The organism is Dorea sp. AF24-7LB (genome assembly GCF_003478575.1).
GTDB classification, from domain to species: domain Bacteria; phylum Bacillota; class Clostridia; order Lachnospirales; family Lachnospiraceae; genus Dorea_D; species Dorea_D hominis.
The window spans coordinates 45,027-58,036 of the sequence record NZ_QUFR01000009.1; the positions used below are offsets into that span (position 1 = coordinate 45,027).

At 40.6% G+C, this 13,010-nt stretch carries 8 protein-coding genes; 1 reads left to right on the plus strand and 7 read right to left on the minus strand.

The window, feature by feature from the left end:
* Positions 1-18: 18 nt before the first annotated feature.
* Positions 19-1,671: a galactose/methyl galactoside ABC transporter permease MglC gene (locus tag DWY31_RS09815; RefSeq protein ID WP_117538046.1), complete on the plus strand. Its 1,653-nt coding sequence runs from the start codon at positions 19-21 to the stop codon at positions 1,669-1,671.
* 202 nt (positions 1,672-1,873) lie between these two features.
* Here DWY31_RS09815 and DWY31_RS09820 read toward each other — a convergent pair whose 3' ends face one another.
* The 7 genes from DWY31_RS09820 to DWY31_RS09860 all read right to left on the minus strand — a co-directional run bounded on the left by DWY31_RS09820 (position 1,874) and on the right by DWY31_RS09860 (position 12,849).
* Complete coding sequence (locus DWY31_RS09820; protein ID WP_118520333.1) at positions 1,874-2,464, minus strand: DUF6553 family protein; 591 nt, start codon at positions 2,462-2,464, stop codon at positions 1,874-1,876.
* Between the two features lie 74 nt (positions 2,465-2,538).
* A complete protein-coding gene (locus DWY31_RS09825; RefSeq protein ID WP_021860341.1) occupies positions 2,539-3,588 on the minus strand; it encodes a galactose ABC transporter substrate-binding protein in 1,050 nt (349 codons plus the stop codon).
* Positions 3,581-4,594, minus strand: coding sequence for a sugar ABC transporter substrate-binding protein (locus DWY31_RS09830; RefSeq protein WP_021860340.1), 1,014 nt, complete (start codon positions 4,592-4,594; stop codon positions 3,581-3,583). The genes DWY31_RS09825 and DWY31_RS09830 overlap by 8 nt, the downstream gene beginning before the upstream one ends.
* Complete coding sequence (locus tag DWY31_RS09835) at positions 4,581-6,356, minus strand: cache domain-containing sensor histidine kinase (RefSeq protein ID WP_117538087.1); 1,776 nt, start codon at positions 6,354-6,356, stop codon at positions 4,581-4,583. The genes DWY31_RS09830 and DWY31_RS09835 overlap by 14 nt, the downstream gene beginning before the upstream one ends.
* Positions 6,357-6,443: 87 nt before the next feature.
* A complete protein-coding gene (locus DWY31_RS09840; RefSeq protein WP_118520335.1) occupies positions 6,444-8,045 on the minus strand; it encodes a response regulator in 1,602 nt (533 codons plus the stop codon).
* Between the two features lie 991 nt (positions 8,046-9,036).
* Complete coding sequence (locus DWY31_RS09855) at positions 9,037-10,827, minus strand: hypothetical protein (protein WP_117538041.1); 1,791 nt, start codon at positions 10,825-10,827, stop codon at positions 9,037-9,039.
* A 279-nt stretch (positions 10,828-11,106) separates the two neighbouring features.
* Positions 11,107-12,849: a fibronectin type III domain-containing protein gene (locus DWY31_RS09860; protein ID WP_118520339.1), complete on the minus strand. Its 1,743-nt coding sequence runs from the start codon at positions 12,847-12,849 to the stop codon at positions 11,107-11,109.
* Positions 12,850-13,010 lie beyond the last annotated feature (161 nt).

A 13,010-nucleotide genomic window follows, 5' to 3' on the forward strand; every position in this document is an offset into this window, starting at 1 on the left:
CAGAGAGGAGTATTAGAAATGGCAGAAAAGAGCTTTATTATCTCGGCTGAAGAAGAAGCGAAACTTCTCCAACCGATTGATGAATATGTAGGTAAGATTCAGAAACAGATTGACGAATTGCGTATCGAAGGTACAGATAAAGTGAATACTTTAAAGAACCAGATCGCAATCGCAAAAGAAGATAAAAACTTAAGCAAAGAAGAGAGTTCTAAGATTATTGCTAACAGCAAGAAAGAGCTTGAAAAAGCAGTTGCTGTTGAAAATAAAAACAAAGCAACGATCAACAAGCTGATTGCTGACGCTGAAGGATATCTCGCTAAACATTATAATAACGACTATTATAATATCGTAGCTAAGAGCTGCGAAACTGAGATGAAGGACGAAGAGAGCAGATACGCTAAGGTTAAAATGAAACTTCAGGAAGAGCACAAGAAAAAAGTTGCAGCTCTGAAAGACTCTGAAGAGATTAAAGCTGAGAAATATGTATTAAAGAATCACCTCTTTGATGCGGAAATGACTCACGAGTCAAGAGTACAGGAAATCAAAGACAGAAAACATGATGCATATATGCACAAATTCCATTTGATCGACCTTCTGAGAATGTCTGAATTTACACTTTCTCAGCAGTATGCACAGAAGATTGAAAACTATAAATATTCTTTCAATGTAGCACAGTTCTTATACAAGAATGGTCTTTACATTGTAATCATTTTAATCTTCATCGCTCTGTGTATCATTACACCAATCGTAAAGAATACACAGTTATTTACAGCAACTAACATTTTGAATATTTTACAGCAGGCTTCACCTCGTATGTTCTTAGCACTTGGTGTTGCAGGACTGATCCTCTTAACAGGTACAGACCTTTCCGTAGGACGTATGGTTGGTATGGGTATGGTAACATCTACAATCATCATGCATAACGGAATCAACACAGGTACAGTATTCGGACATGTATTTGACTTCTCAAAGATGGCTCCGGTACCGAAAGCTTTATTAGCATTAGGCGTTTGTGTAATCCTGACAACTGTATTCTCTATGATCGCTGGATTCTTCATGGCAAGATTTAAGATGCATCCGTTCATTTCTACAATGGCGAACATGCTTATCATCTTCGGTCTTGTAACATACGCAACAAAAGGTGTTTCCTTCGGTGCGATTGATTCAGAGATTCCGAAAATGTTCATTCCACAGGCTGGAAGATTCCCGACAATCGTACTTTGGGCTGTAGCTGCAGTTGCAATCGTATGGTTCATCTGGAACAAAACAACATTTGGTAAAAACCTCTACGCTGTAGGTGGAAACCCGGAAGCAGCAGCAGTTTCTGGTATTTCCGTATTCAAAGTAACAATGGGAGCATTTATCCTTGCTGGTATCCTTTATGGATTTGGTTCATGGCTTGAGTGTAACCGTATGGTTGGTTCAGGTAGTGCAGCTTACGGACAAGGATGGGATATGGATGCCATTGCAGCCTGCGTAGTTGGTGGTGTATCATTTACTGGTGGTATCGGTAAGATTTCCGGAGTTGTAACTGGTGTACTTATCTTCACATCTCTTACATACTCTCTGACAATCCTTGGTATTGATACAAACCTTCAGTTCATCTTCGAAGGTATTATCATCCTCGCAGCCGTAACACTTGACTGTCTGAAATATGTCCAGAAGAAATAATTAAATTGTCCTTCCATTAAGTGGATGTACATAAAGGAAGCTGCCGCCCCGCGATTTCTTAATCGCGGGGCGGCAGCTTCCTTTTTTTTGTGTGCGTAGAGGGCTGATTGGTGTTGTCTTGCGGACACCAGTAACAACCCACAATCACACATCCAAAAACCCCGACCGCACCGGCCGGGGTTTTTCTTGCCCGAAATATATTCTACTTATTCAAAAAATGCTCTCTATTCGGATATTCCTCTCTAAAAGCAAGAAGTGCCGCTTCCTTAAGCAGTGCGAATTCTTTCTCCATACGAAGCATCCGCGGTGCCTTAAAAGCAATAATACTGACCTGCTCTGCAAGCTTCTTTGCAACGCCTTCGTCTGAAAGCTGTCCCATTCCAAATACGAGAGAAGTAAATCCTCTGCCTCCGCGGCTCACTTCAAAGTAACGCTTGAATGCATTCTGAAGTTCCGCCAGAAGTACTTCTTTGTACAGTTCATCCTGTAGTCTTACTGCGGATAACCCCAATGTGGAAAGGATTTTTGCAGCCTGCTTTCTGCGCATGCCACCGATATCGATTGTCGTTGCCTCTGCCATGCCTTTTAATTCCACAAAGCCTCCGACAAATTCATCTTTTCTTGGTCTGCGTTTTCCATAGCGCACAACCCACAATTCTTTCCTGCATGCATTTCTTTTCGCTTCCTCACTCGCCTCCTCACCGGCTGCATCTTCTCCATGCGCCTCCAGCATTTCCATTCGCTTCACCGGATCGGTTTCCTCATAAAACTGTGCTACCCATGTATTGTCCATTTTTCTATCCTTTCGCTCTCTTCTCACGCTATCTCACGCTATCTATACTTATTTTTCCTAATAACTTCTCCGGACTATTTTTCCAAGAACTCATCTACATTCTCCTCATCTACCTGACGGTATTCAGAGACATAATATCTGCCGTCCGTCAGCTGGCTTCGATACTTGTTGTCCCCGCGAAATACTTCCACAGACAACTTCGCAAGCTCACTTGCCTGGTCTTCGTTGTCGTTGTAGACAGTTCCTTGCATCTGGCCGTTCTTGATCGCATTCAGAGCATCCTCCAGCCCGTCAATTCCGAAAATCACCGGCCAATCATTTCCTCTGTATCCGGCCTTTCTGCAAGCCTCCACAGCGCCCAATGCCATCTCGTCGTTATTTGAAATAACAAGTTCGATTTCTTTGCCATATTGCTGGATGAGACGGGTCATTCGATTTTCCGCCTGCCCACGGTTCCAGTCTGCAAACTGATAGCTTAATTTTTCTAATTTCACATCGTGTTCGATCAGTGTCTTTACTGCATAGTCCGTTCGGCTAATGGCATCCTGGTGACCGGCCTCACCTTCTAAAAGAACATACTGTATCTTGCCATCTTTGTTCACATCCACCTCCGGATGATTTTTAAGGTAGTTTGCAACAATTTCACCTTGCATTACGCCAGACTGCTCTGCGTCACATCCGACATAATATAGTTTCTCCCACTGCATAATGTCTTCTTTTACCGGCTCACGGTTAAAGAAAATGATCGGTATACTTTCTTGTTTCGCCATCCTTATAATGCGGGATGGCGCTGTTCTGTCAACGAGATTTACACAAAGCACGTCACATCCAGCGTCGATCATTTCTTCTACGATCTCATTTTGATCCTGCTGGTTATCATCTCCATTTTTCACAGACACGATAATCTTAAAATCTTCGGATTCCATTTCCTTGAAATTCTCTTTCAATTTATCTGTCATAGCATTGATAAATGGATCATCCTGGGTGTACGTTACGACACCAACTCGAAGAATATTATTGGACTTCGGCTTTTCCTTTCCACATCCAGATGCGAGAAGGGTGAGCATTAATGTAACTGCGATCACACGTTTATACTTTCTGTTTCTTTCATTTCTTTTACTCATAGGAATACATGAACCTTTCCATATTGTCATCTAAAGAAAATATTGGTTTGCTAAATATCTTTATATCTGTCTCATGACCTTTGATTCGATAAAATCTGCGGTTCAGTTTCTGCGCAATCTCTTCTACGCTCTTGTAGCCGACGGAATAGGTATCCGGAACGATAAGGCCGTTGAGCACTCCGTCATCAAGCAAGACGATTGCCTTTTCACTGCTGCCAATTCCATATATTTCTGCCTTGCTGTATGTGCCTTGCTCCGATTTCTCGCCAAGCTCTTCCAACGCTTTCGAATCCAGCACGACTAGGGCGTCCACATCACTTTTCTGGGCTACACTTTCACAGATGTCCTGTCCTTTTTGACGGTAATAGCACCAGCTGATTTCATTTTCGGTATCTTTAAGCACGTCTTTCAAACCTTTGATCATCTGACGATTTGCCGCAGACTCTCGCCAGTCGGCTACAATTCCTACCGTCTTCTTCTTTTTGCCAATCTGCTTTCCTAATGTTGTACCGATTTTATAATAATCCGGCCCGATCACTGCACCAAGCGATTTTTTCGCCGATTCCGAAGTCGCTTTATTCTGAGACGCCCTGTCTGAAGATTGCCCATTAATCAACTGCGTTCCGTTATAAAATTCATCCATAATAAGAATATACGGGATGCCGGAGCACTGCTTTTTGATCATTTTTTCGGTGTCCGCACCCGGCGCCGGGCAAATGATAAATGCATCGATATCATTATTTTTCTGTTCATTTATGATTTCTTTTTCCGTCTCCGTACTGTCAATCTTATCCGTATTGCAGATGATCATATGAAGACCATTGATATCCGCCGCCTGCTTCAGGCCTTTTATAAGCGAATCCCAGCGGTTGTCACCCGATTCGGAGAGAATGACTGCCACTCGCTTCTCCGGCACATTTTTATCGAAAATCTTCAACACGAAAAACAATGCCAGCACAAGCAAAATCGTCTCCAGCACGAGGAAGGTTATTTTATTTTTTTTCATCTAAATTCCTCCCCTGCGTGTATTTTTGCATTTCCAGCATTTCCGCATTCTCAGGCGTATGCAAAATCGCCGGAATGTGGATTACAACTTTCGTTCCCTCATCCGGTTCGCTGTACACTTCCAGTCCATACTGCTCACCGAACATAAGCTTGATTCTCGAATGTACGTTAATAACACCTACGCCGGAACCGTGCTTTGGAACTTTATTATTATTTGTCAAAATATTTTCCAACACTTCTTCGCGCATGCCCATTCCATTATCCTCAATGGAAATGTAAATGTCATCGCCTTTCTTCTCACCGCGCACGATGATCTTGCCGTCATCGTCCTCATCCATATTTCCAACGCCATAGTAAATTGCATTTTCCAAGATCGGCTGAATGACTAATTTTACAATGCAATATTTTTCAATCTCTTCATCAATCTGAAATTCCATCTTAAAACGCTCTTTATAGCGCACAAGCTGTATATTCATATAACTTCGGCTGTGCTGCAATTCATCCTTGATAGAAATAATTGTCTTTCCCCGGGACAAACTGACACGCAAAAGTTTCGCAAGCTCTGAAATCATAACGACAGCACCTTCATTTTTGTATGCCTCGATCATCCACGTGATCGACTCCAGCGTATTATAAAGAAAATGTGGATTGATCTGGCTCTGCAATGCATCCAGCTCGCTCTTTCTTCGCTCATTCTGCTGGCGGATGATCTCTTCCATCAAAGTCTCAATCTGCTCGTAAGACTTCTGAACGGAATATCCCAAATGTCGGATCTCCGTAGAACCTCCAATGTAAATGTCCGGTTTTCCACCGGCCTCATGGTCTTTTACGGACTCTTCTAGCTGGCGGATCGGTTTGGAAATCTTTCGGGAAACTAATCTATTTCCATAAAGGAGCATCATCAGAAGAATTGTGATCGTCGTAAATACATAGTAACGGAATCGATTGATGCTTGCAGTCTGCACACTCTCCGGCACAACACCGACAAGTTTCCATCCGGTATATGCAATACTTCCGACAACAATGCTTTCCCTATGGCCATCCGCATTGATGGAATACGTTCCATCTTCGTATTTGGCTGTTCCGACACTCTTTTCGTTAAAAAGCCCTCGGTCCATCTCTGCTCTTCTCGGATGGTAAATAATTTCTCCATCGCGGCTGATAAGATAATAGTAAATGCCTTCCGAAGAGTCATTGATCTGTTTTAACACATCCTCAATAACCGAATATTTCATATCCACTAAGAGGACACCACTTCGCGGCTTATCGCCGTCGTTGACATCCACATAGCGGCTCAGCGAAACAACTCGATGGAAACGGTAAGAACCATCCGCAAAAAGATTTTGGATATGCGGAACGGAGAAATGGATATTTTCAATTGCGTCCTCCGCATTCCGGTACCAGTCCTGCCTTGTTACGTCTATTTTCTTCTCCACCGATACCGGCTCAGAACTGATAAGTTTCCCATCACTTCCATACAGCGCCACGCTCTGCACCTTGTCCGAATTCGTTTCGTACAGAAGACTGAACTGCTCGGTAAATTCACGGCTGGAAATGTCAAATTCCTGAACGATATTGTAGTTCGCCGCATTGAAAATCTGACGCATATCCAAAAGATCCGCATTTACACGGTCCACCATACTCTCTACGTTCGATTCTGTATTCGCAACCGCCATTCGATCAATGGCGAGCTTGAAACGGTGATAGAGCAAAAATCCCATAACAACGATTGTCACAACAGTGATCGCCATAAGCACCGACATGATGATCGACTGGATGTTGAATGTTATATTTTCTTTTGAAAATTTTCTCAATCTGTTTTTCACGCTATTCTATTCCCTTCACGTGCATTATTTTTTCGCAGATGCCCGGTATTTGGAAGGTGAAACACCAAATTTCTTCTTAAATACGTAACTGAAATAGTTCGCATCCAGATACCCTACCTTCTCTGCGATCGTGTAACTCTTCTCATCTGTGTTAAGAACCAGGTCCTCTGCGATATCCATTCGGTAATCTGTCAGATAAGAAATAAAAGACTTTCCTACTTCTTTTTTGAAAATAGATGAAAAGTAAGAGTTCGACACACCAAGCTGTGCACACACTTCATCGAGCGAAATGTCGGCCTCCATATATCGGTCTTTCACAATGTTCTGGGCGTCTACGATCAGTCTTTTCGATGTATTATTTCTGGCATTCATAAGACAGTCGCTGATTGCCATAGACATATTGACCGTCCAGTTTGTAAGCAAGCTTTCATCCATCTGTGATACTTTTTCGTAAATATTTTGCGAATATCCGGAAATCTCATTGAAATCAAGCGAGTTATTTGTACAGAAGCGAACAAATCTGCTGACAATCTCTAATGTTGCCAGATTATGCTGGCTGATTGTCTCTGTATTTTTATAAATTTTCTCAATTTCCTTGTGTGCCATCTCCTTAATCTCTTCCGGATCACCGATACGGATCGCGCGAAGAAGCTCCTGCATGCTGATCTCTTCCGGCTGCGCTGTCTGCTTCTGCTCTTTTGGGACAATCTCTCCGATGTTGATGGCGCGCTTTGTACCATACAGCACACGATAAGAAATGGCATCTCTCGCCCCTTCATAAGAAATGCTGATGTCACGAAGGCTGTCACACACCGTTCCGATTCCTGCCGTAACGACTGCTCCCATAATTCGATAAGCCCAACGGCAGAATCTGTCGCAGGCATCTGTCACCTGTGCCATCTTCTCCTTTGAATCAAGTTCCAAAATAAGAAGCGTATTGCCCATGTAAATAAATTCCTTGCATTCCCACTCTTCTACGAGCCGGTCTTTGATCTCGCGCTCTACGGACATGGAAAGAAGCAACGGATCCATTCCATCCGGCACATGATTTGCAGAAGTATGAAAGATCACACAGCAAAAATGCGGTCCTTTCATATCAAGCTGATACGCCTGTAAAAACCGGTCATAATCCTCTTCACCAACTCTTCCTTCGATAAGCGAAATAAGAAAATTCGACTGCAGCTTCGGCAGTGCCTCCTGAAAGTAATTATTTAATTTCTTTACATTCAATTTTTCTTCTCGCTCTCGATCCAGTGTCTCTTTCAAGTCCTTAAGACTTGCAGACAGTTCTGTCGAGTTGATCGGCTTCAACATATATTCTTTGATTTCTAAATGCACCGCTTCCTTTGCATACTCAAATTCATCGAAACCGGTACAAATCATAATGTAAATATTCGGATAATCCTCGTTCAGTCTTCTCGCAAGCTGCAACCCGTTCATGTAAGGCATCTTAATGTCCGTAAGCACAACGTCCGGCTGGAGCTTCTCCACAAGCTCTAATGCTTTCACGCCGTTCGTTGCACTGCCCACAACCTTGAATCCAAGATCATTCCAATGAATCTTTTGCTCCATAATATCAATAACTTCCACTTCATCATCTACCAGAAGTACTTTATAACGCTCCATACTAATCCCCTTTACTTCCTTTGGTCATTCTGCCTTTTATTATAGCAGAATATGCCCTCGTGCAACATAGTTTTTATAGTTAATGATAATTTTGCCCGGGGGAGGCGCTGGCCCCCAAGACAACACCAATCAGCCCTCTACGCACACACAAAAAAGGAAGCTGCACTACCTGAACCAACCATACGGTTACACTCAATCATCATAGAGTTTCATCTTTTCCGAGGTCAACTGTCGGCTCTGTTTTTGCAATTCTGCAGTATTGATTTCTTTGTAGTCGCATTGCCTTTTGGAAGATACCCGTGACCAGGATGTCGGCAGTCTGGGCGAGCGTAATGTTTTGAATAAAATCTACAATGCTCTGGTGAAAAAATATAATCTGTCCACAAGCCTTGTTCTGTATGTTTTTGTGCATGATAAGAAAGAAAACTGATTCCACCGCATGGATCAGTTCTCTTTAAATAATGGCTACTTCATTTTTCTCTTTTTATATAATCCTACAATCAAACCAAGACTAACAATCGCTATTAAAAACCATGCTACTATGAATCTTTAAAACCATTTTCCCAGACCAGCTCATCATTTTTCATGTATTGAATTGGAAATATCGAGAACTTTGCTCCGGAAAGAGTCACTTCTTTATCCGAACTATTTCTCTCCTTGTAAATAATTTGAATGCTTCCTGTTCTGCTTCCTGCTTCTGCATGGATTGTTGAAATATCTATAAAACCACCGACAAGAAAAAGCATAACGAATAAAATAATGTGAATACTTTGGTACTAGAATATAATCTGTATTTACTGATATCACGTTTTTCACATAAAGATGCTGTGCGATTATATGTAAAAAGGTGACTGTTCTTAATCAAAATAAAAATGGCGAAGTGCTTATCGTAACACTCCGCCGAAAGCCTCAAACGATAAAATCCAATTGACTTTAATGCCTTCTCTAGCCCCTTATCATACGATTATTATTGATCGTGTTTCTAAATGCATTACCATACCGATTTCAGTGTTCTCACACTCCATGTTGGGGAGTTATTAACGAAATCAAGTGCTTTCTTTGACTTAAATGAAAATTTAACCTTTTTAATTGTACTGTCTTTTACATTCTTATAAGTCTTTGTTGTTGATGCGTAAATCTTATTATCGACTCCAACTCCAACCTTCACTTTATAAGTTTTAAGCTTAAAAATACGATTGTTTACAACATATCCTGTAACTGTTACCTTGCCATTGTAATAACTCATTTCCCACGGTACAAACGTTGCTGTTGCATATGGCGTAATCGCATTTATATTCGGATTGATCCATCCTTGCCTCTTATACTTACTAGCAACCGGTTTCTTTGCCTTACTGGTCTTTGTAATCTTTGTATTCTTTGCGCAAACCGCTTTTACTTTATAAGAAGAAGTACTTGCTTTACTTCCACTATATACAAAGGTAATTCTTGTTTTTCCATTACTCTTAATTGTTTTAATCTTCTTATTTCCTTTGTATACATGCATAGTGGAAAGACCTTTACCCGCCTGTGTAGACGGTACATTTATTATAAGTTTTGCTTTTTTAGGTGCAAATTTAACACCTGAAACAGATGGTGTTTTAAAGCTTGCTGATTTCAATGTCCAATATTGGTTATCTATATATTCATATTCAGTTCCACTTGAATCTGTTCGTATAAGATGCACTGTATAATGCTTGGCCGTGCCAGGTTTTAATCCTGTAAGTTTAAAACTTCTCCGATAATTATTACTTCCTTTAATCACATATCTTTTAAAAAGTGATCCTTCTCCATTTTTTGTTGAGTAATTATAGACTTCTACGATATGTGCCGTAGCATAACTATAACTTGACGCATCAATGTAACCGATAAGCTGATCATATCGATCAGAACTCATTTGAACCTTGTAGTCCTTCGCCGCTACTGATTTAGTATATGCAGCCTGATCAAATATAACCTTATCACTATCCTTTAATGTAATTGCATCTCCTGCTTTTTTTGCTGATGCCGCATCTTTTGCAATTACAAGAACCATTCCTGTCTTATCACCAGTTATATCAATTTCTTTTGACTCCAAATCACGATATACAAGTGCTTTAATCTTGTTGGTAAAAGACCTACCATATATCATGCCGTCATCCTTATTATATGCCCATAAGGATTCACCCTGACCAGGTGCTTTTGTTGCTTCCATCTCTGCATTGATTTCTGAATATTCTTTTCCATTTGAAGACTTGACATTCCATGTGTACCTGTTTACTTTGCTAAATAAATTCTCAGCCTGTTCCGGCTCTTTAATAGTCGGTGCTGTCAATTCCCTTGCTTCAAAATCACGATATGGACCATACTCCTCAAGTTGAACATCCTTGCAAAGTTCATATTTAATCCAGAATTTTTCTCCTGGTTTTACATGTTTCCGATGTTCGCCCCTAATCTGATGAGTATGCACATATTTTCCTACGTCTATATTGCCACATTGTGAAGCAACATACTCTTTCCCGCTTGTACCATTCGTCCACGCAGTTAAATCATACTCTTGAATACCCAAAACATCATTTGGATAATATACCGACAAATCTACCGTTACATTAATATCAAATGTATTATCCCCACGATTGATATATTCAATCTTTTTCAACGGAGACTTTCTCGTCGGTGTATAATTTTGTGTGTACGTCTCAGCAGCTTTTACATTTGTCTCCCCGGCAAATGAAAAAAATACAATCGCCAGAAGTGTTGCAAGCACTACAAATAATTTACTCTGTCCTTGTCTTTTTGTTTTCATATCATCTACGCCTCCTTTGCATAATACTTTTCAGGATGATTTTCCACTCATCAGAAGACAATCATCCATTTTGTCTGATAATTCAAGCACAATATATTATTTGTAAATAAAGTATAACATATATATTTCTTTTTCACCCCGTCCTAAAGGACAGTATATAATCAATTTCGCAGGAAATTATTCATTGTAGCAATGGAGCCAAAAGTCACAAAACAACAAAACCGCAAGCAGCTTACGCCACTTGCGGTTTTGTTGTTTTTCAGGTGTTTTTAGGAAGCGTTACTTCGCTTTGATCACTTTTTTAATCTGCGGTCCCTGACCATTGCTCTTGCTTAATCCTGTATTCATATAAATGTTCAGCTTCTTACCTGTCTGTGCTCCCTTTGGCAGCCATACAGTGTAGCTTGTCTTATTGCCTTTTGTCCATGTATCACCAATCCACATACCACCGATTTTCGGAACTTTCTTCTTCAAAGTAACTTTTACTTTGTATTTTGTCCATGTGTACGGTTTGTGATAAATCGGCGGATACCAGTAACCTCCACTCCAGTGTCCCGGAGATGTCCAGCCATTTACTTTTATCTTTTTCTTCTGTACGATCTTAATAGACTTCACAGCTGGTTTCACAGCAGATCCAGTCTTTACTGTCACTACATCAGACGGTGTACCGGTTGTTCCATTCGCATAAGCCTGTGTGCGGAACTTATAGGTTGTCAACGGCTTCAAATTCTTTATTTTCATCGCATCTGGGCAGTACATATAGTTTACCGTTTTTACTGTTGTCCATTTGCCACCTTTATAAATCTGAATTCTGGCATTTGTACCCATCATCTTTGCTGATCCTACAGTTACTTTTGCATAATTATGGTAAGCTATTACTTTCGGTTTTTTAAATTTCTCTGCCGGTACGTAGAGATTCGTTGTATAGGTTTTTCCATTCTTTGTCTTGAATGTAAGCCAGCTCTGTCTACCAGCTTTAATATTGTATACCGGAACTTCACTATGCGTAACTTTATTGCTGTTGTGCTTCCATGACTTTCCGGAAATATGATCATATACTTCTACAATCTTGTCATCGGAATTTGCAGGTACCGTCTCAGCAACAATCTTTATATTTCCTAACTGTGATTTTTTCACTTCTTTATGAGAGCATTTAATCTTCTCAGCCGAAATATAGTCATGTCCATTCAGATTAAAATCAAAAATTGCCGGGTAATAAGCACCATTACTTGTTGATATACATACATAATATGTTCCACGCGTTAACACCTTTGCTCCAGGCTCCCACGCCTCTTTGCCATTGTATTGTGAGGATCCTTCGCTATAGATTTGATTATTATTAGAGTCATAGACACGAATGAAAGTACGATTCTGTCCAAAATAAGTTGCTCTTTCTTTGTTAACAAGATGGAAGCTTGGATCAATTACTGCCCTGTCTGCAACATTAAACTTGTACCAGCGTTCATCTGTTCCCGTTCCTGTCAGACCTTCATAAAGACTGTACGGATGTCCGGATAACGGGATCTCATATGCTGTATCTTTTGTAAGACCAATCTCGTCTTCTTTGAATCCGATTTTTTGATCAATGTATTCTGCGCTGATAGTAATATCCGTATAAGCTGGTGCAGATGTTGTAAATTTCACTTCACAGGCCTTTTCTACCCACTGGCACGGATATAAATATAGTACATTTGCATCCTTTACTGCTGTAGCCATACGGCTGGCAACTTCATGACCGCCTATCCTTAATTCCGTATGGTAATTCCGTATAGGAACATTGTGCGAAAATGTTACTTTCATCGGCCTCTGTGTATTATTCGTTACTTCAATATGCTGCTCAAGCCCATCTGCTCTCTTAAATTGTACTATTTGTGATTCTTCAGATTTAAATTCCACTGAGTGAGTAAGCGATTCCGCTTTCGCTCCAATACCCGCAGTGAACCAGCCACCTACAACCAGGGCGCACAACAACAATCCTTTCATTAGATAGTTACATATTCGTCCCGATTTCCAGTTTCTCATAACATATCCCTCCTTCTTCTTTTCCAACTAAGTTACTGGTCTTTACCTCCTCAAACGACATAGTTTTCTTATAATAGATTATAACAGAGAGACAAAAAATAAAACCTGTCCACATGGACAGGTTTTCGTTACTTTTACTGAGAATTTTGTCTATCAGATAA

Bases quoted from the DNA above. Each gene is read 5' to 3' on its own strand.
- DWY31_RS09815 (WP_117538046.1), top strand. From the start codon at position 19: ATGGCAGAAAAGAGCTTTATTATCTCGGCTGAAGAAGAAGCGAAACTT.
- DWY31_RS09820 (WP_118520333.1), bottom strand. From the start codon at position 2,464: ATGGACAATACATGGGTAGCACAGTTTTATGAGGAAACCGATCCGGTG.
- DWY31_RS09825 (WP_021860341.1), bottom strand. From the start codon at position 3,588: ATGAGTAAAAGAAATGAAAGAAACAGAAAGTATAAACGTGTGATCGCA.
- DWY31_RS09830 (WP_021860340.1), bottom strand. From the start codon at position 4,594: ATGAAAAAAAATAAAATAACCTTCCTCGTGCTGGAGACGATTTTGCTT.
- DWY31_RS09835 (WP_117538087.1), bottom strand. From the start codon at position 6,356: ATGTCGGTGCTTATGGCGATCACTGTTGTGACAATCGTTGTTATGGGA.
- DWY31_RS09840 (WP_118520335.1), bottom strand. From the start codon at position 8,045: ATGGAGCGTTATAAAGTACTTCTGGTAGATGATGAAGTGGAAGTTATT.
- DWY31_RS09855 (WP_117538041.1), bottom strand. From the start codon at position 10,827: ATGAAAACAAAAAGACAAGGACAGAGTAAATTATTTGTAGTGCTTGCA.
- DWY31_RS09860 (WP_118520339.1), bottom strand. From the start codon at position 12,849: ATGAGAAACTGGAAATCGGGACGAATATGTAACTATCTAATGAAAGGA.